Raw genomic sequence first — 24,160 nt, forward strand, 5'->3', positions numbered from 1 at the left:
CCAGCATATAGCCCGTTATATCAAGGATCTACTGAAGGCATGAAACTCAATCTGCTGCTGACCGGTAACGAAATCATGGCCGGTGATGTTATCGACTCCAATTCAGCGCGTATTGCTCAGCAACTGAACCCGCATGGCTGGCGCGTCTACAAAAAAGTCACCGTTGGCGATGACCTCGCCCTGCTCTGTCAGCAAATCGATAAACTCTGCGACGATGGCGATGTATTGATTATCAACGGCGGACTGGGCCCGACCGTCGATGATCTCACCGCCGCGGCCCTGTCCGCCGTCAGCCAGCAACCGCTATGCGAGCACCCCAGGGGAATGCGTGAATTGCAGGCGTGGTGTGACAAGCGGGGGTTTACCCTGAATGAGGCAAACAGGAAACAGGCCATCCTGCCCCAAGGCTGCGACATCATCAGCAATGCTCGGGGCAGCGCGCCGGGTATTCAGCTGGAACACAAGGGCTGTCTGGTAATCGCCACGCCCGGCGTGCCGAGTGAACTGCAACAGATGCTGGCCGACGAAATCCTTCCCCTGCTGCTGCAGCGTTTCGATTCTGACCACATACAAACCTTGCGACTGGGTGTATTTGGGCTGGGTGAATCCAGTATTCAAGAACTGTTTGACCGGGAGCTGCCCCATTGGCCGGACGATATCGAGCTGGGATTTCGTGCCTCAATGCCCGTACTGGAGGTCAAACTGACCGCCAGCGGCGCCAACTCGGGGGAGCAGCTCGCCCGCTGGCGTGAACCCGTTGAAGCCCTGTTAGGCGACCACCTACTTGGCGAGCTGCCCGTCACCCTGTCGGATGCACTGGTCAACACATTGAGAAAGCACAGTCTCAGCCTCAGCACCGCGGAATCCTGTACCGGCGGTCTGATCGCGGCACAGATTACCTCAGTGACCGGCGCATCGGAGGTTTACCCCGGCGGCATCGTGAGTTATTCCAACGCAATGAAAATGTCTCAGCTCGGCGTGAACGCAAGCAGCCTGGAGACGTACGGTGCCGTGAGTGAAACGGTGGCAAAAGAAATGGCGACCGGCGCGCTTGTCGCAACCCAGTCCGATCTCGCCATCGCTGTCACCGGGATTGCCGGCCCCGGCGGCGGCAGTGAAGAAAAGCCGGTGGGCACGGTCTGGATTGCCTGGGGCCGTTCGGAGAACTTACACAGCGTCTGCCTGCAGCTACCCTTCGACCGGCAGGGCTTCCAACTTTGGGTCGCGGCGCTCGCTCAGGAGCTGCTGCGCCGCGAGGTATTGGGAATCATTGGCTTACCGTCATTGGTACAGCGCTACCGCCGTGGCGGCAGCATCTGAAATCACGCGGCGGCGCGCTTCTCCAGTTCTTCAGCAATCCATTGCAGCAGCATTTCGTAAGCGCCACGAATCATGGCCGCCGCATCCTCGTCGCTCGCCCCTTCGGGCTTGGCACGACCATACCAGTCGACGTGACAGCGACCAGCGTCCAGCGCGGTCACTTTGGCATTGGCTGAATAGTCACTGACCGGCATGGGAATACCCTGCGGGATGCTGTAACCGAAGGCCATATTCTCAGGCTCGAGGAACGACAGCTGCTCATCAATAGGGTCCATGCCCTGCATGTGCAGGCGGCGAATCATACCAATGCCCTCACCGATCACTTCTATGCGGTCAATGCCCGGCGCCCAGCTGATATCACCGAAATCTTCCAGCAAGGCCCATACCGTTTCAGCAGGGAAGTCGAGATCGCGGGCAACATGTACCTCTACCATGATGTTCTCCAATTTATTATTAAACAGCGGCGATCTTGCCTCATAATGGTTACAGTAGCCTCACCCGAACGGCTTAGTCAGAAATTCAACGTGAATGAGTAATACTCAGCGACTCGTTGCAGTAATATTGACGAATAATCACAACAGGTTTTCATCCCCATGATCAGTGTCGCTCCTCCCCGCCCGGTTCGCTTATTCAGCATGGATTCCGAAGGCTTCTGGGCTGTGCCCACAACCACCGGGGGGCTGAAAGCCTACTACCAGCGCTATGGCGCCAATCCTGACGACAACGATATTCAACTGCTGCACTTTCGCGACAGTGACGCCGTTGCCCAGTGGCGGACAGAATGGCCCGCATTGCGCGACGTTTTTCAGGACGCAATCGCAAAGGGGCAGCGTCCGGTCGTTGGCTTCAGCATGTATACCTGGAACGCCGCTGAATTTTTGGAGCTGATCGCCCTGATCAAACACGACTGCCCGCAGGCTCTATGTATCGCGGGCGGCCCCCACGTTCAACAGGCAGAAGACTATCTGTTCGACGATCCCATTGATGCCATTGCCCTGGGTGAAGCAGAAACCACCTTTCAGGAATGGCTGGACTGCTGTGACAGCAAAGAAGACTGGCGGAATATCAAAGGCCTTGCGTATCTGGAAAATGGCGGCATTCATAAAACAGCAGAACGTCCGCGCCGTATTAACCTGGATGAGCTGCCCTCAGCACTGGATGTTGTGCCACTCAGTGACGCCAACGGCAAACCGTTGTACGACTCGGTGTCCTACGAAAGCAGCCGAGGCTGTCCATTCAAATGCGCTTTCTGTGAGTGGGGCACCGGCGCTATCGGCTCGAAGATGTACCAGTTTTCCATGGATCGCGTGGAGCGGGACTGGCGAAAAATCGTCGCGGCAGGTATCAAGGATATCTGGCTGGCCGACTCCAACTTTGGCGCCCTGCGCGAGGATCTCGACAAAGCCAAACTGATCTGCGAGCTGAAAAGCACAACTGGCTTGCCCAGTAGCTTCGCGACTTCCTGGTCGAAGAAACACAGCCCTCGGGTGCAGGAAATCGTCTTGCTCCTGCATGAGAACGGCCTGCTTCCGCACTATCAGCTTGCCCTGCAAACGCTCACGCCCAAGGCACTGGAACTGAGTAACCGCAAGAACATGGCCGCCAACAAATACGAGCCCATTGCCCGCGAAATGGCGACCCAGGGCGTGCCGATTGCTGCCGAGTTAATCTGGGGGCTGCCCGGCGACAATCTGCCGGACTTCGAACGCAATCTCGACCAATTACTGCAGGTATTCCCCAACCTGAATATCTTCGCCTACACCCTGTTACCCGGCACCGAGTTTTACGAAAAACGCGAGGAATATCGCATTGAGACCATTCCGGTGGCCGGCTACGGCAAGGCCAAAGGCGAGTATGTCGTGGCCTGTCACAGCTTCGACCGCGAGCAGGGACTACAGGGGTACCTGCTGATTACCGCACACATGCTCTTCGCCCACGGCCATATTCTGCCTTACAGCATTCGCTATATAGCCCGACAAGCCGGTGTCACGACCGCTACGCTGATGCGTCAGCTACTGCTCGCCGTATGCCGGGAATACGCCGAGCAACTGCCTGCGGTGGATTCAGGCGATGCACTGAGTGTTTACGAGGGCCGCAATCGTATTTTTACCGAGTCGCTACGTGACCCCAGCCGGCTTTATGACTGCCTTCAGCAGGTGATTGGCGACTATGTGACGCAACAGGCCAGCGACGGGCGCGAAATACCGCTGAGCGCCCGCCTGAGCATGGTTCTGGAACTGGACAAGGCCCTGTCTCCGCGCTGGGGCGCAGCACAAGAGCGGGAGGTCAGCTTCAGTTTCGATGCCAGAGCCTGCAAGCAGGCTCTCGATGAACTGCGCGACCCCGACGACGCCTGTTTCCGCGCCGGCCCTCAAACGCTGACAATCCGCACGCCGGGCGGCGTGGGTGACATCCTCAAAGAACCCGACGGGGGTGCCTGGCTGCGCGGCGAGGTACAGAAAGGCGCGGGGGCAGCCACTCCAAGACTTATCCAGCCGGGGCTGGAATCCCTTGCCAGAGAGGTGCACTGACCCTCTCGATGAAGCCTTACAGCGCCGCCAGAGTCCCGCGAATTTTTTCGGCCTCGGCGGCCAGAGCGTCGGGCTCGGCCATGGCTGCACGAGCAAAATCCACATCCTGCATTTCATTGATCGGCACCAGATGCAGGTGGGTGTGAGGGACTTCTAAGCCCACGATTTGTAAACTTACCCGACGGCAAGCGTAGCTCTGCTTCAGCGCCTTCGCCAGCTTGGCCGATACTGCCATCAAATGGGCACTGAGTTCCGCAGGCAGATCATCCCAATGGTCGACCTCTTCGCGGGGAATCACCAGCAGATGACCGGGATGCATAGGCTGGATGGTCATAATCGCCACGCAGCGCTCGTCTTCCCAGACAAAATGCCCCGGCAGTTCGCCCGCAATAATCTTGCTGAAAATACTCGCCATGATGTTCTCCTTCGTCAAACGTCGATCAACGCCGAGAGCGTCGATTTGATTTCGGTTTCTATGGCTCCGCGACCGTCAAGCCGATATCGCCTTGCCAAGGCTGACCAATCCTCTTCGCAAAACAAGCGCTCAATACACAATGCGGAGACAAGTCGCCCCGCGCAGTAACGCTTGAGACTGGGCGCCGCCATTTCAAACGACAGTTGTCCCGCTACATAGCGCTGAAGCTGCCGCAAGTCATCACTGTCACTGAGTGCAGATAACACCGACAGCAAAGCTTGTAACGCCTCCGGCGGCATCTCTCGGTATATCAAACGAAAGCTGATCAACAGCGATTGCGCGAACTGCTGTTGTTGCAAGACGAAGTCCTCACTCCAGCCCTCCCCCAATGCCAATGCGACCATCAGTGAATAACTGCCACTCGCTGCATCCCGGCGACTGCCAAGATGCAGCGGTATAAACCCGGCCGAATGCCAGAACGCCACCACATCGGGCTCACAGGCAAAACTGGAACTGAGAAAGGCCATACCTTCCTCGTTCGCCTGCCGTGAGAGAGCCGCTAACAACGCCGACGCAACACCAGCGCGTCGCTCACCGTCGACCACGGCGATGCGATTGACACGCAGACTGGGACTTAACAGATACCTGGGATTGCCCGTCTGAACAGCCAGTGTCTGCGCCAGCAAATGCCCTCTCGGACGACGCCTGCCAGCACAAGTTGCTTCGGCCAAGGTCTTGTCAAAGCCGCCCTCGACGAACGCCTGACAGACACCGACAATATTTTCACCACGCCGCGCCACCCATATTCTGCCCGGCAGGTCGAGGAGGAATTGCAGGTCCTGGGGGGTGGTTTGGTAGTGAGCATCTAACAGCAGACCATGCACCTGACGCAGCAATGACGGCTCGCGAATCAGGGTGTCCGGATCAACAACGTGTACCACCAACGGGTCGCTGCTTTGTGCCATCGCGACGTCAGCGTCAAGCAGAAACAGTCGGTTGAGACCGGCCTCAAGGGGGTCATCCTCAGCCCAGCGCAGCGGGCTGCGAAGGTATTCGCGGCGCCAGTGTGGACGGCGGCGATCCAGGCAGCGGCGAAAGCGAATATCGAAGCCACGCCCACTGCCTTCATAACCGTGTACCGTGCTCGCGAACACCAGCCGCGGATAGCGCTGCAGCAGCGTATCCAATAGGGACAGCGACAAATGTGCTGCTTCATCCACCAGCAACAAATCGGGTGTTTGACTGCGACTGAGCAATTCAGCGGGGGGCAGATACTCCAAACGCCCTTCCCGCCAGCTCAGCGCATGCTTTTCCCGCCGGGCATCGGGCAACGCGGACTGAGCGTGGCGGAACGCCGTCTCCACCATTCCCGGTCTTGCCGCTGTGATCACGATCCTCCGCTGGTCTCGCAGCAATTCCGCTGCCGCCAGCCCGAGCGCCGCCGTCTTGCCACGTCCGCGATCAGCGCGAATCAGCAGTGGCCGTCCGGCACGCCCCTTAGCGGCGCGACATATTGCCTGTACGGTACGGCATTGACCCTCGCTGGGCAGCGCCGCCTGCCAGCAGGCCTCAGGAGTCAGTGGCATGTCAGGTAAAGGGGCCTTTTGACACCAGAGCAGTGTATTCGACGCAGTCGGCCATTCCCGGCAAAGACGCCGAATAAACACCGAGTCATCAACGTCGAAGCCCTGATGCCGCATCGACGCCGCATAATCCGCAGGCCAGTCGTTCATTGGCGGACACAACAGAACGAGCAGCCCACCGGCACGCAGGGTTCCCGCCGCGGCAAGCCATTGGTTTAGCGATTGGTAGTGGTGAGCGTTAATAACCAGCCAGTCAGATTCAATGCCGAGGCTCTCCGGCTTACTGGCGGGGCGCTGTCCTGCGATCGCCTCTGGAGCCAGCAGCAGTCCGTCCCCTTGACTCATAAGCACTTCAGCCATCGCCACGCCCCACGACTCTTCCCCGCTGAGCAACAGGCAGGCGCGATGCCCGGCAGCGCGAAGGGTTGACGCTAGTTGCTGGCAATAGCGTTGGAAATCGGCCGCGCCGGGCACTACTTCGCCCCGCTGGGATAGACCGGCGCTTCGCGCATATGCAAGTGCAGTAACAGACGATGATCCCGGCGATAGATATCCTGAAGTGGAGCATCGAGATACTGCTCAGCTAAAGCCAACAAGCGCTGGCGCAGCGATGCCTCCGATATCACACCCAATTTAACCGCCGAATCCATCGCGCCCTCCAGGCGATAGAGTACGGCGGGCGGAATATCCAGACCGGCGTGCTGATCGGCAAAAAATGCCTGCAAACGCGCCTCTAGCTCCTGTCGAAAAACGTCGCTGTCAGTCATGATGACTCCGACTTGAATTAGTTGAGCTCTCTTTCCGTTTGCACCAACACCCAAGGCACGACGACGACAGCCCACAGTTCCTGCTCAGCATCGAACCACTGCTGAGCGCGCGCCTCGTCCACCCGACTGAGATCACCGCTGCCAAGGTACTGCTGAATTTGCGTTGCATCGTCGTCGGCCATCGCTGCAGCCACCGCGATCAAATCCAGAGCAGGAGCGACTTCCAAAACTGCGCCCTGCGCGTAGAAGCGTTGCAACTCTCGCCAGTGAATCCGTGCGGTTTCACGATTAAGTTTGCCGAATAGCGAATCGTTGTCGGGAAGGTCAGTCATAGCAGCATTGGGTTCTCAGAAGATCAGACGGTGCGTCGTTATTTGCCCCAGTTCAACGCCCAAGGCTGCCGCCATTCTACCAGCGCTTCCTGCACAGCTCTATCGACAAAGCGCTGCCCCGATGAGGGCTGCTGACAAAACTGATAATGGTGCCCTCCATAATCGAAACACAAGGCAAAGGCGTGCAGATAACAGCGGTCAGCCTCGGTTTTACCGTAGCGCTCATCGCCCAGGATGGGCACACCGAGACTGCTCATGACCACTCGCAGCTGGTGAGTCTTTCCGGTATGGGGTTTCAGTAAATAGAGGCGCAGTCCCGGCATAACGGCACTGCTGATAAAGCGTGTACGGCTGGGGTTGTCGCGGCTGCGGCTCAGGCGATAACTGCCGTTGCGCGCTTTCACGATATCGCCCACCACCAGCCCCTGCTTTTTTCGCGGCTTGCCGTCAGCCAATGCGATATAGAATTTCTGGACATGGCGCTCGCTGAACTGCGCTGATAACTGCGCAGCCGCGGACTTGTTCCGGGCAATCAACAGCAGTCCGGAGGTGGCGTCATCAAGTCGGTGAACCAGGTGCAAGGCTTCATCACCGAGCTCATGCCGAAGCGTGTCCAGCAGGCTGCTTCCGCGCTGATTTCGGTGCAGGTTTACACCCGCGTGCTTGTCGATCAGATAGAAATCGTCGTGACGATACAGTAAGTCATAGCTCATGGATCAGGACAGCATCAACCCTTTGCCTGGCCGAGCTGATCCACTCTCTGCCCCATGGCCTTACGCAAGACGTCCATCTCGCGAATGAGCTCATCGCTGACGCCGGCAAACTCCATTTGCAGCGCCAGAGTTTCAAACTCAGAAACATCGCCTTGCTGAGCGTAGACATCCAACAACATCAGCTTCAAGGATTCCACGTCATTGCTGTGCAGCTCGGCCTCAAGAATACGGCGTGCTCCCGGAAGGTCGTTGAGCGACAAGCACGCTGCCGCCGCCGTCTCGGCATCGCTGCCTGGGGAAACGGATACCGCCGCCGCTCCGACTGGCGGCAATGTATTCTCCACCGAGATATCGTCCTCGGGCATCGCACTCAGCTCATCATCAACATCAGATTGTGTCGGCTCCGTGGCCTCGGCTACCGCGGTAGTATCCTGACTGCCACGCGTTCGGCGGCCATCAAGATCATCAAACACATCGTGGAAAGCATCCGGCGAGTGCTGCGGAGACGGCTCAGGAGGTTTCCCGGTGACGATCGGCGCCGCCTGATAAGAAGCGACGGGGGCTTTGCGACCGCGTCGCCGCAACACCACCCACAATGCCGTCAATGCTGCCAGCGCCCACAGCCACCAGAGGCGCGCTGTTGCGCTATCGCTCGGCACCCCTTCGCTCATGACTGGCTCTGGCTCCACAACCGGCTCGTCACTGATCTCTGGCTGAGAAGCATTTGTCACTGTTGCAAGCTGATCTTGGCCAGCAATGCCTTCCGCTTCCAGCGAGGCGGCGGCTGCGTCACGCTCATCAGCCGTCGCCAGCACCGGCTCTCCTCTCACACCATCCTCGGTGAGTCTATCGACAAAGCCGTCATTGCGCAGGGCATTCACTTCTCCCTGCACCTGGGCGTATTCCTGCTGAAGCCCCGCCAATCTCGCTTGAAGCTGCGCAAGGCGCGCAGACATCACTTCGATGTTCTGAGTGACCTGCTCAACTTCCTGGCTGACGGCAAGCAGTGACTCCGTCAGCTCAGCCGCGCGACCACCTTCACCACTCGTCGCCTGCGGCACGCTTTCAATCGCGGCCGCCTCAGCCGCGCTATCTGACGTTTGCGCCGCTTCGACAGCAAGCGCCTCTCCTGCGCCGCCTGACGGCGGTAAATCACGCGGCGGCAAGGCAGCCGACGGCAAAGCTGTCGCCGATGACAGCACCGAGCTTAGCCTGGCTGGATCGATATCCAGCGTGACGGATTCTTTGAGCAGGTGGCGAGCCTTGCGGATAAATGCTTCCGGATTCAGGGCATAAATCTGCTCCATCACGCGCTGCTGGTCACCTCCTCTCTCGCGCCGAAGTCTGGCCGCGATAGACCACAAGCTGTCGCCGCGCTGCGTCACATAGTGTGTGCTGGATGAGCCTATTGAAGCGCCGGTACGGGGCGTTATGGACGAACTTGAATAGCGAGGTTGGCAACGCCACCGGTACATCTGCCTGGCTGGCGGTCAGCGGCGACTGGGGCGACGCAACAGATGTTGTGGGTAAGTCTAGCAACAGGGTGTATTCGCGATTCAGACTGCCCTGCGGCCAGCGCACACTCACAACAAAATTCAGGAAGGGTTCGGCAATGGGTTCTGCGCTGCTCAGATCGATCAGTGCCTGCCCTTGCTCATCACGGTAGGCGGTTACCTGTATATCTCCGGGCTTCAGCCCCCCGATCACCGATTCGCTGTCTTCATCCCAGACCGGCTGAATACTGATCAGCAGTTGCTCCGGATCCAGCCCGTCCATACTGCGCAGAGGAATACGTGCCTGTAATGGGCTTCCAAGGCGAGACGCCAGCTCGGCACTGCCAAGCCCCAGCGCCAGCGCTTCTCTGCTTACCATTGCCGCCAGACACAGTGGGAGTAATGCAGGTATACGCGTGTTTTTCATCGCCAGTGCTCTTATCAATATCGCTGTATGCTGCGATCCATCTCTCGCCCGCTCCCGTTATCCACCACGACACAGGAAAACACGAACTCCGTCACATTAAGTGTAGCTATCTTGGCGGTAACGCGCACACCCGGCAAAAGGTTTTAGACGCAAATAAGGAAATTTCATCGGGCGAAAACCACATCTGCCCAATATTCGGGCAATCTGTTTAGCAATTGCCCAACTGTGGGCAAAACTTTTCCCCAGATTAGGTGAATAAACTTGTGGATAACGCTGTTCAATTCCGCCGGGAACAGCGCCATGTCGACGCTGCCGACACAAGGGTAAATTTTGATCAGTCGCGCAGCGTATGACCATAGCGGCTAATCATGACAATAATAATCAAGGCCATAATTCCCGCCGCCCCCAAATAGGGATAGCTCGGCGAGAACTGGTATAGGAAACCGCCGGCCAAAGGCCCTGCCACAAATCCCAAACCCGCGATTGAGCCTAGCAAGCCAGCCAGCCCTCCCTGCTCATGCGATTCCACCACCATGGTTGCACTTGCCCCGTAAGCCGGTGCCGTCAACCCCATCCCAAAGCCGAACAGCCCCATGGCCGCCAGCAACATCCCGAGATTGCCGGAAAACGCCAACAGCAGGTAACCCATAAAACTGAAAGGCATACCGAGAAACAACAGCTTCATCGGTGGCCCGTTGTAGCGTTGCACAATCACAAACTGGGCAAACAGCATCGCCCCCGATGAGACGATCATCGCGGCGGAGAACCACTGTGCCGCTTCCACACCTTCGAGAGACAGCAGGTCCTGAAAATAGAAGCCCAGAGTCTGCTGCACCATGCCCAATAGCCCGTAGATGACAAAGCCGATCACAATGAACAATCGATAACGCGGGTCGAAATAGGACATTGCCTTAGGCTTGCGATCACGACTGGATTGATGTGGCGGCAATGCTGGCAGAAAGCGCCATACCGCCAATGCGACTAGTACCGATAGGAGCGCCTGCAAATATAAAGGAGCCAAGTAGCTGAAATGGACAAACCAAGCCAGCGCAGGGCCAAGCATTACCCCCAGTTGGTTGAAGGCCTGAAGCTTGGCCATGCCTTTCGCCCGCTGGCGGATTTCCGTCACATCAACCATATAGGCTGCAGAGGCCGGGTGCGCTGCCGACATCAGCGCCGCGTGTACCGCGCGACTGGCTATCAGCAGTAGATACAGCGCACCACCGCCCATAATCGCAGTTAGCCCCAGCCAGGCAACACTGTTGAACAACAAGGTCCCTATCGCATAACCAAACAAGCCAATAATAATGACCGGCTTGCGCCCCCAGCGATCACTCTTGCGACCCCAGAATGGCGAGGTGATAAAGAAGACAAACGCCGTCAGTGCCGACAGCGAGGTAATCGCCAGCTCCTTGGGCGCCAGCTCGATATTGAGCAGCGGGATCTGCCAAATCATTTCATGCAGAGCAAGCTCCCGCCCCAGCATTGGCAGAATCGCAAACACTACGCTCTGGCCCATACCCACTGCCATCATCGCGGCATATAGAGAGATCATCGCCCGCCAATCGGAGCGTGGGGAGTGGCTGTTTGCGTTCAAGTCAGTACCGTCTTTTGTTGGGACATTCGCAGGCAATGCATGTCATGTCGTTGTCTACAGCGAGCCGCATCTGGCAGACTTCCTGCTTCATGCGGCTACAGAACAGCCAAACATTCTACACGCTGCGCGGCAACCACCACAAAAGGTAATACAAGATGACGAGGGTTCAGCAAGGACCACCACGTTTGCAGGCTTGGCTGAACCGACTCGAAGTGGTGGGTAATCGCCTGCCTCATCCGGTGCTGTTGTTTATTCTTCTGAGCATCGCCCTCGTACTGTTATCGGCCCTGATGACCGCAACTCAGGTGTCGGCACAACACCCTGCCACCGGCGAGTGGCTGCACAGCCGTTCGCTGCTGTCCCGCGAAGGGCTGCTGTGGATGCTAAACAATGCCGTTGGCAACTTCACCGGCTTTGCCCCCGTTGGCCCGGTCATCGTAGCGATTATGGGCATTGCCATTGCCGAGCATTCGGGACTGCTGGCCTGTGTATTGAGCCGTCTCGCCCGCCGGGCATCGGAGCGCTACCTCAGTGCCGTGATCGTGTTTACCGGCGTTCTCTCAAGTATCGGTTTTGACTCTGGCTATGTGGTACTGATCCCCTTGGCAGCCCTGATCTTCAAAGCGGCGGGGCGACCCCCGCTGGCAGGTATTGCCGCTGCCTTCGCTGGCGTCTCCGGCGGCTACAGTGCCAACCTGATGCTGGGGCCTGTCGATGCCATCCTAGCGGGCATCAGCACTGAGGCGCTGTCGCTGGTGGCCCCGCAGGCCGAAGTACTGGTCAGCGACAACTATTATTTCATCATCGCGTCGACATTCCTGATCACTTTTATCGGCGCCTGGGTGAACGACCATATTGTTGAACCCCGCCTTCGCTCAAACACGGATACCCCTCTGGAACAGTCCGTCGATGAAATCGCTAATCCCGCCGAGCGACGAGCACTTCGCTGGGTAGCCGTGTTTTCTGTCGCCTACTTAGCGCTGTTGATCAGCCTGGTCGCGTTACCGAACGGTCTGCTTCGCAACCCCGACGCCACTGGCATGGTGGCGTATCCACTGCTGAGGGGGATTGTGATTTTTATTGCGCTCTATGCTGGCATCGCCGGCATGTTATTTGGCTACCTCAGCGGCAAATTTACGCGTTCAAGCGATTGGGTCCTGGCGATGGAGAAAGGCATGGCAACGCTGGCGGGCTATCTCGTACTGATGTTCTTTGCTGCGCAGTTTGTCAATTATTTCGCGTGGTCCGGCATTGGCGCGGTAGTCGCCATCAAGGGCGCACAGGCACTGGCCGCGTTGCAGTTGCCCAGCACCGCTCTGCTGGTGGCCTTCGTGCTGACTACTGCCGCCATCAATCTGCTGATCGGCAGCGCCTCCGCCAAGTGGGCACTGATGGCGCCCATCTTTGTTCCCATGCTGTACATGCTGGGTATCGACGCAGCATCGGTACAGATGGCCTACCGGATCGGCGACTCCAGCAGCAACATCATTACCCCGTTGATGCCTTACTTCGGTGTCGTCGTAGCGTTTATGCAGAAGCACGATGAACGCGCAGGTATCGGCAGTCTGATGGCACTGATGCTGCCCTACTCTGTTGCCCTGCTGCTTGGCTGGACGCTGATGCTTAGCCTGTGGATGCTGGCGGGCTTGCCGCTGGGACCAGGCTAAGAGCCGCCACAAACAAAAACGCCGTCGCCAGCCTGCGGCCGCGACGGCGTGATCATCACTGCAGTCATTACTTTTTTGTCGATTCCTGAACCGCCGCACTCATTTCATCAATGTCGGCATGACGGACATCGGCGCCCTTCACCAGGTAAATCACGTGCTCGGCAATATTGCGGGCATGATCGCCGATCCGCTCCAGTGAGCGCAGCGCCCACAAGACCTGCAGTACCGAAGAGATCGTGCGCGGATCTTCCATCATATAAGTGACCAGACTGCGCATCGCAGTGCCGTATTCGATATCGACAGCGTGGTCTTCCTCCGCCACTTCCAGTGCCTTGTCACTGTCAAAGCGGGCAAAGGCATCCAGCGCGTTGCGCACCATGCCCAGTACATGGTCTCCGATATGGCGAATCTCCAGCACACTGCGCGGCAGGCCACCCAGCTCACCCAGCTTAATCGCGGAATGGGCGACTTTGCAGGCCTCATCGCCCATGCGCTCCAGGTCACTGATAATCCGACTGATGGACAGTACCAGACGCAGGTCCGTCGCGGCGGGCTGGCGACGAGCCAGAATAATGGTGCAGTCCTCGTCGATAGACAGTTCCAGTGCGTTCACAATACGGTCGCCACGATCCACGTCTTCTGCCAGACCGCTGTCCTGACTCATAAAGGCATTGATCGCATCGGCAACCTGCTTCTCAACCACACCGCCCATTTCCAGCATGCGGGTTTTAATATCATCCAGCTCAGTGTTGAACTGCTGGGAGATATGATGCGCGTGCAGATCTTTATCTTTCATACTGTGATTCCTGCGACATCCGCCAACGTCACCACTCAGCCATAGCGGCCGGTGATGTAGTCCTCGGTCTGTTTATTATTGGGGTTGGTAAACAGTGTATCGGTGTTATCGAACTCGATCAGTTTACCCATGTACATAAACGCCGTGTAGTCAGACACACGAGCTGCCTGCTGCATATTGTGGGTAACGATCACAATCGTGTATTTGTCTTTCAGCTCGTAGATCAGCTCTTCGATCTTCAGCGTGGAAATCGGATCAAGTGCTGAGGCCGGCTCATCGAGCAGCAGAACTTCGGGCTCAACCGCAATGGTGCGAGCGATGACCAGACGCTGCTGCTGACCGCCGGACATGCCCAGGGCGTTGTCGTGCAGACGATCTTTCACCTCGTCCCACAGCGCCGCGCCGCGCAGCGAGCGCTCGACCACTTCGTCGAGCACCCGTTTTTTGTTGACCCCCTGAATACGCAGGCCGTAGGCGACGTTCTCATAAATCGATTTTGGGAAGGGGTTGGGTTTCTGAAACACCATGCCCACACGGCGGCGCAGAGTCGCGACGTCTACCGCACGATCATAGATGTTTTCGCCATCAAGACGAATACCGCCTTCCACCCGACAGGAATCCACCAGATCATTCATGCGGTTAAAGCAGCGCAGCAGTGTCGATTTACCGCAACCACTGGGACCGATAAATGCGGTGACCTTCTGGCGGGGAATCTGCATATTCACATCGAACAGGGCCTGTTTCTCACCGTAGTAAAGATCCAGGTTTTCGACCGTCAGCGTGATGTCTTCGTCGTCGATATGCTGCTCGTTACGTGCCCGGCCCAGAGATTCAATATCAATCGCATGGCTCGCAGTGGCTGTTTTGTTGGTATCCATAATTTTTACCGTCATGGCGTGGCCAATTACATTTCCAGAGATTTGTATTTTTCGCGCAGGTGGTTGCGCAGTGCAACCGCACTGAGGTTAAGCAGCGCAATAATCACCACTAACAGCAGCGCTGTGGCATATACCAGCGGGCGCGCCGCCTCAACATTGGGGCTTTGAAAACCCACATCATAAATGTGAAAGCCCAGATGCATGAACTTTTGGTCAAGGTGGAAGTATGGGAAGTTGCCGTCCACCGGCAGCGACGGCGCCAGTTTAACGACCCCGACCAGCATCAGCGGAGCGACCTCGCCCGCAGCCCGAGCGACCGCCAAAATCAATCCGGTCATCATCGCAGGGCTGGTCATGGGCAACACGACCCGCCACAGCGTTTCCGCCTTGGTTGCACCCAGCGCCAGACTGCCTTCGCGCAAATTGCGCGGGATGCGTGCCAAGCCTTCTTCCGTGGCAACAATCACCACAGGCAGTGTCAGCAATGCCAATGTTACCGAGGCCCACAACAAGCCCGGTGTACCGAAGGTCGGCGACGGCAGCGCCTCGGGAAACAGGGCCTGATCAATCTCCGCCCCGACAAAATAGATAAAGAAGCCGAGACCGAACACCCCGTAGACAATGGACGGCACGCCGGCCAGGTTGTTAACGGCAATGCGAACGATACGGGTCATCAAGCCCTGCTTCGCATACTCACGCAGGTAAACCGCAGCAATCACCCCAAAAGGCGTCACCATAATCGACATAATCAGCACCATGATGACCGTGCCGAAAATGGCCGGAAAAATCCCGCCTTCGGTATTTGCTTCGCGGGGCTCCTCACTGAGAAACTCCCCGAACTTGGCGAAGTAGAACCCGACTTTATCCAGTGACGACATGGCATTGGGGCGATACGCCTGCACCACCGTCGATACGCGCTGTTCCCGACTTTGGCCCTGCGCGGTTTCCATCACAAAACTGTCGCGGTTCCACTGTGCATACAGCCCGTTCAGCTCTTTCTGCAATACCTTGTACTCGGCATCGAGCTCAGCGCGTTCGCTATCAATCTCCAGCTGGCGCTGCGCACGTTTGGCATCCGGCAGTTCTTCATCCAGTGCCAGACCACGCTCACGCAGGCGAAGCTTTTCCAGCCGGTAGTTCACTGCACCGATGGCCTTTTTCTCAATCCGTTCAATATCGTCATGGATCGCTTCAGCCCGCTCTATTCGCTGCTGAAAATCTGCCCATAAAGCGGCGTCATCGCTATATTCCTGACGCTGACCCGCTTCTTTAACACCCCTCAAAAAGCCGTAGAAGTTCCCCCATTCACGGCGCTCCAGCACCACAGCATCCTCGGGAAATTCGGAATTTTTCAGGTAACGACTGAGCACCCAGCGAAAATCGGCGCCGCTGACATCGCGGTTACCGACCTTGACCAGCTCTCGCTGAATAAAAGAGTCCTCAGTATCCAGCACAAAACCGGCACTGGTCAGTTGTTCAATGGCGACTTCTTCGCTCTCCACCCTTTCCGCCATCACAATGGCCGATGAGCGTTCGGGAAGAGCATAGCTGGCGACGAATACATCGGCGGGCCAGAAGTGGCTGAAGCCTCTCACTGCCAACAAAATCAGCAGCCCAATGACCGCCAGCGTGCTGACCGTCACAGCGGCAGCGTTGGCCCAGATCAGCGGCTCACCACCTTTGAACCAAGCCTTGATTCCCTGTTGTTGTTTACCTTGCAATTGCATCTTTTATCCCGCCCGATCAGAGGTTGCCATAGCGCTGCCTGAGGCGCTGCCTGACCGTTTCGGCCACGGTGTTAACGACAAAGGTGAACATAAACAGCACGAATGCCGCGAGGAAGAGCACTCGATAGTGACTGCTGTCGACTTCCGTTTCACCTATTTCCACGGCGATATTCGCCGCCAATGTCCGCATACCCTCGAAGATATTGGCGTCCATAATCGGAGTATTCCCCGTTGCCATCAGTACAATCATGGTTTCGCCAACCGCGCGACCCATGCCAATCATCAGCGCGGAGAAAATACCGGGGCTCGCGGTAGGCATCACGACTCCCACCAGGCTTTGCCAAGGTGTGGCGCCGAGAGCCAGTGATCCATAACTGAGGTGTTTGGGAACGGAGAAAATAGCGTCTTCAGCGATAGAGAAGATGGTTGGAATCACCGCAAACCCCATCGCCACCCCAACCACCAGCGCATTGCGCTGATCGAAGGCAATACCAAGATCATTGGTCAGCCAGGCGCGCATATCACCGCTGAAGAAGGCACGTTCCATCGGTGCGCTCAGTTCGACACAACCCATCACTACCGCGATGACCACCGGCACCAGCAGCACCGGGTGCCAGCCGTCGGGCACGCGATTCCGCCAATCCGCCGGGATGCGTGACCAGCACCACGCGAACGCCAAAATCGAGACCGGCATGGCAATAAACACCGAGAACACCGCCGGGAGATTGCGTTCAATGAACGGCGCCAGCCAAAGCCCGGCGAGGAACCCGAGGATAACGGTCGGCAAGGCCTCCATGAGTTCGATGATCGGCTTCACCTTGCGGCGCAGCGCCGGTGCCATGAAATAGGCCGTGTAGATAGCCCCGCAAATCGCCAGTGGCGCGGCAATCAGCATGGCGTAAAAGGCGGCTTTCAGGGTACCAAACGCCAACGGAGCAAAACTGTACTTCGGCTCGAAATCATTGTCTGCCGCCGAGGACTGCCAAACGTAGTCGGGCTCTGGATAGCTTTCGTACCAAACCTTGCTCCACAACACGGACCAGGAAACTTCAGGGTGCTCGTTGTGCACAGCATACCGCTGGATAGTGCCCTGCCCGGATTCGACCAGCAGCGCATCTGCCCGAGGCGCGATAGCCAGACCGGATACCTGTTTTGCGTCCAGGTCCTGACTCAGAAGTCGACGCTCGGATGTACTGTGGTATATGTCGAGGTGGCCGTCCCGGCTGACACTGAGGAAGCCTTTCCGGCGATGTTCGGTAACCAGCTCGCTCGGCGTACTTTCCGCGTCAAAGCGACGGACGAACTGCAATCGATAGCCGGTGTCGCGGCTGGCATCACGCACAACAAACCACTGACTGATCTCGCCCTTATCCGTGGCCGTCAACAGCGAGATTCCGCCCAGCAAGAACCGGGCATCAGTCAGACTGCCACCCTCTGCGAGACGTCCGCGATCGGTAATCTTCAGGCTGCGCATATCAATCAGCCGGTAATCGCCCTGCTGACTCAAGACATACAACCAATGCTGGCGCGGACCGATCAACAGATAGTCTGCAGGGACGTCCAGCGTCGGCAGTTTAAGAATCTCTTCTTCCAGCGTGACCTCCTCGGTAAGGAAGTCTTCTTCTTTGGTCCAGCGCCGCCCAACCAGATGTCCATCGCTCACGCCAACAATCAGCAGCGCATCTTCACTGTCTCTAAGCGCCAGCTTGTCCAGCGCCGCCTCGGCAACCTCTACCCCGTCGTTGCCGTAAGGGTAGCGCAGCAGCGGTGTAATCACGCGCTTGTCGCCGGGATAACTTACACGATAGTCGTGTTTAACAATCAGTACTCGACCGTCGTCCTGCCCCAGGGCAATGACGCGACTGTCTTCCGACTCCAGCGCGAAGCTGCGAATCGCCGAGGATAAAGGCAACTGCTCGCGCAGGACTTCGTCCCCATTCTGAGCATTGAAAAACAGGGCATCACCCTGATTGCCCAGGCGGAAGCCGATTTCCGTCTGCTCTTCGATCGCATGGTAAAGGGGGGCTTCGGTAACCGGCAGGGTAAACTGCTCTTCCAGCTCGATATCTGCCGATGTAAACAGAGGCAGAATTTCGTAGAGAAGATAGAAGAAGATCAACAGAATAGATAACAGCACACCGATACCACCAGCGGTGATCGTTGCGGTGGTCATCTTATCCTTAATATGCCGCCACCGGCGCTGCGCCGACGCAGCTGCCCGCACCTCGGATTGCTTCATACGTTTAAAACTCTGCTTCTGTGAATACGTGAAATGCTACAGCCACCGCATGTCGTCAGCGTGACAGCAATGCGGGGACACTGCTCACAGCCATCCCCGCATCAGTTGAGTCCGAGTTACATATCCAGCTTCTTGAGGATACGTTCTACGACACTCGCGGGCAGCGGCACATAACCATCTTTCACCACCACTTCCTGGCCCTGCTTAGACAGCACCATTTTCAGGAACTCGCGCTCAAGCGGAGCCAATGGCTTGTTCGGCGCCTTGTTCACATAGACGTAGAGGAAGCGCGAAAGCGGATAACTGCCATTGATCGCGTTTTCCGGGTTGGCGGCGACTGCGGCACTTTTGTCGCTCTTGGCAATGGGCACAGCACGGACACTGGAAGTGGTGTAACCGATACCGCTGTAGCCAATACCGTTAACTGATGTGGATACTGACTGAACAACAGAAGCCGATCCTGGCTGCTCGTTCACACCGTTTTTGAAATCCCCTTTACACAGCGCTTCACCCTTGAAGTAGCCGTAAGTACCCGATACCGAGTTCCGGCCAAACATTTGAATATCGCGCCCTTCCCAGGCGCCAGTCATACCCAGTTGCCCCCAGCGGCGAACATCATCCGGGTAGCCACATTTGCGGGTGCTGGAGAAGATCGCATCCACCTCGGCCAGCGTCATACCATCGATGGGGTTGTCTTTGTGGACAAAGATAGCCAGGGCGTCAATGGCCACCGGGACGGCCGTCGGCTTGTAGCCGAAACGCGCTTCAAAGGCTTCTATTTCCTTGTCCTTCATTTTGCGGCTCATTGGCCCCATATTGGACGTGCCTTCTGTCAGCGCCGGCGGCGCAGTGGAAGACCCCGCAGCCTGAATCTGAATATTGACGTTGGGATAGTTGCGCTTGAAATCCTCGCCCCACAGCGTCATCAGGTTTGCGAGCGTATCCGAGCCAACGCTGGACAGGTTTCCGGAAACGCCGGATGCTTTTTCATAGGTGGGCAGGCCCGCATCCACATCGGTCGCGGCACTGGCCAGTGAAGAAGAAAGGCCAATTACTGCAGCAATCAGGCAATTTTTGAGTTTCACCGTCGTCTCCCAAGTCATGCAAAAGGTCGTAGATTTAACACGGCCGTCATTTTATCGACGAAATATGACTAAATTGTTACAAGCAGCGTAGCTTTTATTACAGCGTTGTCACGCTGCAGATTCAGCCTTCGTTGCCAAGGATTTGGGGAACAGACAACTGAAGGTACTGCCGTTTCCGGGGTGACTGCGCACCCTCAGCTCGCCGCGATGTCGAAGCAGTACATGTTTGACAATTGCCAAGCCCAGCCCGGTGCCGCCGGTATCCAGCGAGCGACTCTGATCCACGCGATAAAAGCGCTCGGTCAAGCGGGGAATATATTGCGGTTCAATGCCAATACCGCTGTCCTGGACTTCCAACACCGCATGACTGTCGGTCTGATACCAGCGCAGCACAATGCGGTCACCTTCAGCGGTGTAGCGGGCAGCGTTGACGGCCAGGTTAGACAATGCACTGCGTATTTCCGTCGCCTGCCCTTTCAGTACGATACTGTCGTCGCATTCTATTTCGATGCTGCGATCACCCTTCGCCGCCGCCAGCGCCTCTTCTCGGACCATTTCCAGCAGAGGTCGCAAGACAATACGGTCCTGTTCTTTGGGCTTGGGCACCGACTCCAGTCGCGACAGCAGCATCAGATCCTGAATCAGGTGATGCATTCTGCGAGACTGCTTCAGCATTTGTTCAATAGCACGATCCCAGCGCGGATTTTCGCCGCCGTGTTCCGCGAAGGTTTCGAGGTAGCCATTGATAACCGTCAGAGGGGTGCGCAATTCGTGGGATACGTTCGCCACGAAATCCTTACGCATTTTTTCAAGGCGATAAGTCCGGGTGATATCCCGGGCAAACAGCAGGCGATTACGCTCGGCAAAGAAGCTGATACTGATACTGAGCTGAATGTCTGCATTCACCGGGGAGACCATTTCCAGCGGTGCCCCGTATTTTTCGGCCTCGTAATAGCCGACAAATGATGGCGCACGAATCAGGTTGAGCAGCTGAAGGCCGGTATCGTCCTCTCGCCGCAGCCCCAGCAACTCCGATGCCGCATCGTTACACCATTCGATATTGCCCTGATGATCGAGCATCACCACCGCGTCAGACATGGACGCGAACGACGCTCGCAGATAATCAATCATGGCCTGCAAGCGATCGTGATCCCCCGTCGCCTGCTTCTGCATATCATAAATGGTATCGAAAATTTGACCCCACATGCCTATCGCCTCTGGCGGCTCCGTCCCGGAGCCTCGGTATAGCCAGTCGCTCAAACGTTGAAGCTGCCAAAGCAGCCAGGTGCAGATTCCCGCGGCCACCACAAACACCGGCCAGGCACCCAGTTCGAACGCTGTCGACAGAACCGCAGCAGCTGCCAGCGGCAGCATGACTCTGACCAGTTCCGTCTTCCAATCGTAATACCGCATGAACCGGCGCTATGCGCTGACTCCTGTTGCTGAAAAGCGGTAACCGGTGCCTCTTACGGTCTGGATAAGCTGACCAAAATCGCGGCTGTCTGTGAGAAGTGCCTTGCGCAGTCGACGGATATGCACATCCACCGTGCGCTCTTCGACATAGACATTGGTGCCCCACACTTGATCAAGAAGCTGTCCACGGCTGTAGGCACGCTCCTGGTGGGTCATGAAGAATTTGAGAAGTTTGAACTCTGTCGGCCCCATATCGAGAGGCACGTTATCGGCAAAAACGCGGTGACTGGCGGGGTCGAGGCGCAGGCCATCCACATCGATACTCTCTTCCTGGTCGGGCGTGCTCACCCGGCGCAATACCGCCTTGATGCGGGCCAGCAGTTCGCGAGAGGAAAAAGGCTTGGTGATGTAATCGTCAGCGCCAACGTCCAGCCCCTGCACGCGGTTGTCTTCATCGTCTTTGGCGGTGAGCATGATAACCAGCATATCGCGAGTCAATTCCTCACGCCGCAGGCGCCGCAGCAACTCGATACCGCTGGTGACCGGCATCATCCAATCGAGCAGCACCAGGTCTGGCCGCTGGTCAACAATAATGCCGTGAGCTTCCTGGGCATTGGCTGCCTCCAGGCAATCGTAGCCTGCAAGTTCCAAGCCTACGCGAATCATTTCGCGAATGGCTGCCTCGTCATCGACGATGAGGATAGTCTTGGTTGTCGTCATGCTTGTCCCTTTAACGCCGCCTAAGTACTTGAGCCTGCATTTAAACGGTCTTCAATGACAATTTTATGACAAGTCAGTCTAGTCGAATACGACGGTTTTATTGCCGTGAACCAGTACCCGGTCTTCCAGGTGGTTACGTAAGGCTCTGGCAAGCACCGACTTTTCCACATCTTTGCCGAGCCGAACCAAATCATCTTTGCTGTGGCGATGTGACACTCGGATGACATCCTGCTCAATAATTGGCCCTTCATCCAGCTGTTCTGTCACATAGTGACTGGTCGCGCCAATCAGCTTCACACCACGGTCATACGCCTTTTGGTAGGGGTTGGCGCCAACAAACGACGGTAAAAAGCTGTGGTGAATATTAATCATTCGACCGGCGTAGGCTCGACAGAATTCCGGGGGGATAATCTGCATATAGCGAGCAAGGACGATACAGTCCGCTTCGTACGCCGCTGCGAGCGACTGGACCTTCTCATGGGCAGGCGCCTTGTTATTCGGGTCGACTTGCACGTGTTCGAAGGGAATGCCGTGCCACTCCACCATACTGCGCAGGTTTTCGTGATTGGAGATAACACAGGGAATGTCGCAATACAGTTCACCACTGTGCCAGCGGTGCAACAGATCAGCAATGCAGTGGGAGGCGTGGCTGGCCATAATCACCACGCGACGGCGGCGTGCCGAATCCACCAGCTCCCACTCCATCCCGTATTCTTCGGCAATGGGGCGGAACGCTTCCCTCACCGCATCGGCTTTCATGCCCAGCGACTCGGCGGCAATTTCATTGCGCATGAAGAACCAATTGCTGTCGGCATCAGAATGGTAATTGGCCTCGGTCAGCCAGCCCCCCTGTTCTGCCACAAACTGGCTGACACGGGCAACAATCCCGACGCGATCGGGACAACTGGTGATAAGGCGGTAAGTGTGCTGCATGGTAATTCTGTAAACCTTACTAAATCAGACTTTATTCAATATTCCGCGCACGGCCTGAGGCAGATCTGCGGGCAGCACCACGGTTTTGGCGTTGCCAGATGCCGACAGCTCTTTGAGCGCCTCGGTGTATTTTTCCCCCAGCATATAAAGCACTGGCAGCTCATCGCCCTTCACGGCGCTGGAGACCAGTTCGATCGCCGTCCCGCTGGCTTTGGCCAGTACGACTTCGGCCTGGGCATCGCGGCGGGACGCCTCAAGACGCCCTTCTGCTTCGAGGATCGCGGCCTGCTTCTCTCCTTCCGCCTTGGTCACAGCCGCCCGCCGCTGACGTTCGGCAGCGGCCTGCTCTTCCATCGCGCGCTGCATCGTCGGAGAGGGGTTAATGTCCTGAATTTCAACGGTCTTCAGGGTAATTCCCCAGTCGGCAATATCATCGGAGATCGCCGCTTTTAGCTTGGCTTTAATCTGATCGCGGGACGACAGTGCCGAGTCCAGCGACATTTCACCGACAATCGAGCGCAACGCCGTCTGAACGAGATTCTGGATGGCGATGTTGTAATCCTCAACGCCGTATACCGCTTTCTCTGGCGATACGATGTTGATGTAGGCGACAGCGTTAGCAATGATCACCGCATTATCTTCGGTGATCACTTCCTGCGAAGGGATATCGAGCACGATATCCTTGGTCGTGATTTTGTAAGCGACCTGATCTACGTAGGGAATAATGAAGTTCAACCCGGGATTCAGGGTGCCGTGGTATTTTCCCAGACGCTGCACGATGTGCTTATAGCCTTGAGGGACCGTCTTAACGCCCATCCCCAGCGTTACGATTACCAGGACCAGCAACGCGCCGGTAACAGCCAAACCATCCATTGTTATCTCTCCTGAAGTAGTGGGATTCGCCGAGTTGGCGGAGCGAATCAGTCCGCGGCGCCGAAACGCGCATCCAGTGGGCGGACGATCAGGGAGTTCCCTGACACATCTTCCACAACAACGCGGTCACCCACGGCAACCGGCTCGCGACAAATGTACATCCACTCATCGCTTCCCAATACCGGGATACTGAAACGCACAGCGCCTTCGCCATGGGAACCGGCACGAATCACCATGCCTTCCTGACCGACGACCTGCTCTCTGGACATGCCCGAGAGGCTGCGGTTTTTCATGCGTGGATGAACAAATTTGAACCAGAGGAAAAGGTCAAACGCCGACAGGCAGGCCCAGATCAGCAACTGAATACTGAAGTCCAGAGGCACAACCGCCGTAATGAGACCGACGGCGATCGCACTGGCGCCAAACCACAGCATCACGAAACTGGGTACAACGGCCTCGCTGGCAACCAGCAGCAGACCGAACACCATCCAGTGCCAGTATTGAATTGTGTTATTGAACCACTCCATCCCTGCCCCTTTTGCCTTGTCACGAACGCAGGCACTATTTAGCCACGATCAGCACCAATAGCAAGCACACAGCGGTAAAATTGCGCGGAAACTCATTGGTCACAGCCAGCAGAAAGGCGCAAAT

Annotated in this window: 22 protein-coding genes; 3 read left to right on the forward strand and 19 right to left on the reverse strand. The window is 57.0% G+C overall.

Annotation, left to right across the window (positions count from 1 at the left end; translation table 11 throughout):
* Positions 1-39 precede the first annotated feature (39 nt).
* Entirely contained in the window at positions 40-1,320 is a 1,281-nt protein-coding gene (locus G411_RS0101455; protein ID WP_022957390.1) for a CinA family nicotinamide mononucleotide deamidase-related protein, read from the forward strand.
* A 2-nt stretch (positions 1,321-1,322) separates the two neighbouring features.
* Here the strand turns inward: G411_RS0101455 and G411_RS21250 are convergent, their stop codons facing one another.
* On the reverse strand, positions 1,323-1,754 hold the full coding sequence (locus G411_RS21250; RefSeq protein ID WP_022957391.1) for an SRPBCC family protein: 432 nt from the start codon (positions 1,752-1,754) through the stop codon (positions 1,323-1,325).
* A 159-nt stretch (positions 1,755-1,913) separates the two neighbouring features.
* On the opposite strand from G411_RS21250, the gene G411_RS0101465 reads away from it, so the two are divergent.
* Positions 1,914-3,851 (forward strand): B12-binding domain-containing radical SAM protein, encoded by a 1,938-nt coding sequence (locus G411_RS0101465; RefSeq protein ID WP_022957392.1) that lies wholly within the window; start codon positions 1,914-1,916, stop codon positions 3,849-3,851.
* Between the two features lie 16 nt (positions 3,852-3,867).
* On the opposite strand, the gene G411_RS0101470 is transcribed toward G411_RS0101465, so the two are convergent.
* The 8 genes from G411_RS0101470 to G411_RS0101505 form a co-directional block, all read right to left on the reverse strand.
* A complete protein-coding gene (locus tag G411_RS0101470) occupies positions 3,868-4,266 on the reverse strand; it encodes an HIT family protein (RefSeq protein ID WP_022957393.1) in 399 nt (132 codons plus the stop codon).
* Positions 4,267-4,280: 14 nt separating this feature from the next.
* Positions 4,281-6,323 (reverse strand): GNAT family N-acetyltransferase, encoded by a 2,043-nt coding sequence (locus G411_RS18915; RefSeq protein WP_022957394.1) that lies wholly within the window; start codon positions 6,321-6,323, stop codon positions 4,281-4,283.
* The gene (locus G411_RS0101480; RefSeq protein WP_022957395.1) at positions 6,323-6,616 is read right to left on the reverse strand and encodes a hypothetical protein; all 294 of its coding nucleotides are present in this window, start codon (positions 6,614-6,616) and stop codon (positions 6,323-6,325) included. The genes G411_RS18915 and G411_RS0101480 overlap by 1 nt, the downstream gene beginning before the upstream one ends.
* Before the next feature lie 17 nt (positions 6,617-6,633).
* Complete coding sequence (locus G411_RS0101485; RefSeq protein ID WP_022957396.1) at positions 6,634-6,948, reverse strand: DUF2288 family protein; 315 nt, start codon at positions 6,946-6,948, stop codon at positions 6,634-6,636.
* Between the two features lie 38 nt (positions 6,949-6,986).
* On the reverse strand, positions 6,987-7,661 hold the full coding sequence (locus G411_RS0101490; RefSeq protein ID WP_022957397.1) for a TIGR01621 family pseudouridine synthase: 675 nt from the start codon (positions 7,659-7,661) through the stop codon (positions 6,987-6,989).
* A 14-nt stretch (positions 7,662-7,675) separates the two neighbouring features.
* A complete protein-coding gene (locus tag G411_RS0101495; RefSeq protein ID WP_157581088.1) occupies positions 7,676-8,971 on the reverse strand; it encodes a type IV pilus assembly protein FimV in 1,296 nt (431 codons plus the stop codon).
* A 10-nt stretch (positions 8,972-8,981) separates the two neighbouring features.
* Positions 8,982-9,581 carry a type IV pilus assembly protein FimV gene (locus G411_RS0101500; protein WP_157581090.1) on the reverse strand — a complete coding sequence of 200 codons (600 nt, stop codon included), beginning with the start codon at positions 9,579-9,581 and terminating at the stop codon, positions 8,982-8,984.
* Between the two features lie 334 nt (positions 9,582-9,915).
* Positions 9,916-11,136 (reverse strand): MFS transporter, encoded by a 1,221-nt coding sequence (locus G411_RS0101505; RefSeq protein ID WP_028968041.1) that lies wholly within the window; start codon positions 11,134-11,136, stop codon positions 9,916-9,918.
* Positions 11,137-11,333: 197 nt separating this feature from the next.
* Between G411_RS0101505 and G411_RS0101510 the strand changes: the two genes are divergently transcribed.
* Positions 11,334-12,845 (forward strand): AbgT family transporter, encoded by a 1,512-nt coding sequence (locus G411_RS0101510; RefSeq protein WP_051151225.1) that lies wholly within the window; start codon positions 11,334-11,336, stop codon positions 12,843-12,845.
* 67 nt (positions 12,846-12,912) lie between these two features.
* Here the strand turns inward: G411_RS0101510 and phoU are convergent, their stop codons facing one another.
* The 10 genes from phoU to G411_RS0101560 all read right to left on the reverse strand — a co-directional run bounded on the left by phoU (position 12,913) and on the right by G411_RS0101560 (position 24,036).
* Positions 12,913-13,641, reverse strand: coding sequence for a phosphate signaling complex protein PhoU (gene phoU, locus G411_RS0101515; protein WP_022957402.1), 729 nt, complete (start codon positions 13,639-13,641; stop codon positions 12,913-12,915).
* Positions 13,642-13,676: 35 nt separating this feature from the next.
* A complete protein-coding gene (pstB, locus tag G411_RS0101520; RefSeq protein WP_028968042.1) occupies positions 13,677-14,519 on the reverse strand; it encodes a phosphate ABC transporter ATP-binding protein PstB in 843 nt (280 codons plus the stop codon).
* A gap of 26 nt (positions 14,520-14,545) precedes the next feature.
* Positions 14,546-16,246 (reverse strand): phosphate ABC transporter permease PstA, encoded by a 1,701-nt coding sequence (gene pstA / locus G411_RS0101525; protein ID WP_022957404.1) that lies wholly within the window; start codon positions 16,244-16,246, stop codon positions 14,546-14,548.
* A 16-nt stretch (positions 16,247-16,262) separates the two neighbouring features.
* Positions 16,263-18,485: an ABC transporter permease subunit gene (locus G411_RS0101530; RefSeq protein WP_022957405.1), complete on the reverse strand. Its 2,223-nt coding sequence runs from the start codon at positions 18,483-18,485 to the stop codon at positions 16,263-16,265.
* A gap of 116 nt (positions 18,486-18,601) precedes the next feature.
* Complete coding sequence (locus tag G411_RS0101535) at positions 18,602-19,570, reverse strand: PstS family phosphate ABC transporter substrate-binding protein (RefSeq protein ID WP_022957406.1); 969 nt, start codon at positions 19,568-19,570, stop codon at positions 18,602-18,604.
* Positions 19,571-19,678: 108 nt separating this feature from the next.
* Complete coding sequence (gene phoR / locus G411_RS0101540) at positions 19,679-20,983, reverse strand: phosphate regulon sensor histidine kinase PhoR (RefSeq protein ID WP_022957407.1); 1,305 nt, start codon at positions 20,981-20,983, stop codon at positions 19,679-19,681.
* A 9-nt stretch (positions 20,984-20,992) separates the two neighbouring features.
* Positions 20,993-21,703, reverse strand: coding sequence for a phosphate regulon transcriptional regulator PhoB (phoB, locus tag G411_RS0101545; RefSeq protein ID WP_022957408.1), 711 nt, complete (start codon positions 21,701-21,703; stop codon positions 20,993-20,995).
* Positions 21,704-21,781: 78 nt separating this feature from the next.
* Complete coding sequence (gene purU / locus G411_RS0101550; RefSeq protein WP_022957409.1) at positions 21,782-22,636, reverse strand: formyltetrahydrofolate deformylase; 855 nt, start codon at positions 22,634-22,636, stop codon at positions 21,782-21,784.
* A gap of 24 nt (positions 22,637-22,660) precedes the next feature.
* Positions 22,661-23,509 (reverse strand): SPFH domain-containing protein, encoded by an 849-nt coding sequence (locus G411_RS0101555; RefSeq protein ID WP_022957410.1) that lies wholly within the window; start codon positions 23,507-23,509, stop codon positions 22,661-22,663.
* 47 nt (positions 23,510-23,556) lie between these two features.
* Positions 23,557-24,036: an NfeD family protein gene (locus G411_RS0101560; RefSeq protein ID WP_022957411.1), complete on the reverse strand. Its 480-nt coding sequence runs from the start codon at positions 24,034-24,036 to the stop codon at positions 23,557-23,559.
* Positions 24,037-24,160 lie beyond the last annotated feature (124 nt).

The sequence above is a fragment of the Spongiibacter tropicus DSM 19543 genome, assembly GCF_000420325.1.
Classification (GTDB): domain Bacteria; phylum Pseudomonadota; class Gammaproteobacteria; order Pseudomonadales; family Spongiibacteraceae; genus Spongiibacter; species Spongiibacter tropicus.

Coding starts and splice junctions, on each gene's coding strand:
- pstA (WP_022957404.1), bottom strand. CDS start 16,246: ATGCAATTGCAAGGTAAACAACAACAGGGAATCAAGGCTTGGTTCAAA.
- G411_RS0101500 (WP_157581090.1), bottom strand. CDS start 9,581: ATGAAAAACACGCGTATACCTGCATTACTCCCACTGTGTCTGGCGGCA.
- G411_RS0101505 (WP_028968041.1), bottom strand. CDS start 11,136: ATGATCTCTCTATATGCCGCGATGATGGCAGTGGGTATGGGCCAGAGC.
- G411_RS21250 (WP_022957391.1), bottom strand. CDS start 1,754: ATGGTAGAGGTACATGTTGCCCGCGATCTCGACTTCCCTGCTGAAACG.
- G411_RS0101465 (WP_022957392.1), top strand. CDS start 1,914: ATGATCAGTGTCGCTCCTCCCCGCCCGGTTCGCTTATTCAGCATGGAT.
- phoU (WP_022957402.1), bottom strand. CDS start 13,641: ATGAAAGATAAAGATCTGCACGCGCATCATATCTCCCAGCAGTTCAAC.
- G411_RS0101485 (WP_022957396.1), bottom strand. CDS start 6,948: ATGACTGACCTTCCCGACAACGATTCGCTATTCGGCAAACTTAATCGT.
- phoR (WP_022957407.1), bottom strand. CDS start 20,983: ATGCGGTATTACGATTGGAAGACGGAACTGGTCAGAGTCATGCTGCCG.
- phoB (WP_022957408.1), bottom strand. CDS start 21,703: ATGACGACAACCAAGACTATCCTCATCGTCGATGACGAGGCAGCCATT.
- G411_RS0101510 (WP_051151225.1), top strand. CDS start 11,334: ATGACGAGGGTTCAGCAAGGACCACCACGTTTGCAGGCTTGGCTGAAC.
- pstB (WP_028968042.1), bottom strand. CDS start 14,519: ATGGATACCAACAAAACAGCCACTGCGAGCCATGCGATTGATATTGAA.
- G411_RS0101555 (WP_022957410.1), bottom strand. CDS start 23,509: ATGGATGGTTTGGCTGTTACCGGCGCGTTGCTGGTCCTGGTAATCGTA.
- G411_RS0101470 (WP_022957393.1), bottom strand. CDS start 4,266: ATGGCGAGTATTTTCAGCAAGATTATTGCGGGCGAACTGCCGGGGCAT.
- G411_RS0101490 (WP_022957397.1), bottom strand. CDS start 7,661: ATGAGCTATGACTTACTGTATCGTCACGACGATTTCTATCTGATCGAC.
- G411_RS0101530 (WP_022957405.1), bottom strand. CDS start 18,485: ATGAAGCAATCCGAGGTGCGGGCAGCTGCGTCGGCGCAGCGCCGGTGG.
- G411_RS0101480 (WP_022957395.1), bottom strand. CDS start 6,616: ATGACTGACAGCGACGTTTTTCGACAGGAGCTAGAGGCGCGTTTGCAG.
- purU (WP_022957409.1), bottom strand. CDS start 22,636: ATGCAGCACACTTACCGCCTTATCACCAGTTGTCCCGATCGCGTCGGG.
- G411_RS0101455 (WP_022957390.1), top strand. CDS start 40: ATGAAACTCAATCTGCTGCTGACCGGTAACGAAATCATGGCCGGTGAT.
- G411_RS0101560 (WP_022957411.1), bottom strand. CDS start 24,036: ATGGAGTGGTTCAATAACACAATTCAATACTGGCACTGGATGGTGTTC.